The following is a 261-nucleotide window of genomic DNA, read 5'->3' as shown; positions in this document are numbered from 1 at the left end:
CGATCCCCACGCTCAACGGTTTTCGGGCAAGATCGTCCGGCGGAAGATAGGTGCAGCGTTTGCATTCGGTCAGGCCGTACATCGAATAGATGCGGGCGGCGGCAAACAGTTCCTGGAGCAGGCGAATGTGCTTAAGCGGCAGGGCTGCCGCCGTGTTCGTGACATACCTTATGCTTGCAAAATCATTTGCCTTCAGCGTCCTGAGATCCGACAGCGCGGCAAAGATGGTCGGCACGCCGGGAAAGCCTGTAACTCTCTCCC

General features: G+C 58.2%; 1 protein-coding gene. It reads right to left on the bottom strand.

Annotated features, from left to right (window positions below):
• Window positions 1-261 (bottom strand): AMP-binding protein (locus AC0L3S_RS39455; RefSeq protein ID WP_473285364.1); only part of this gene is annotated, 261 nt, incomplete at both ends.

The sequence above is a fragment of the Bradyrhizobium sp. Ken01 genome (assembly GCF_055807355.1).
Note: the sequence above shows the minus strand (reverse complement) of the source record. Positions and strands in the feature narration are given on the sequence as shown.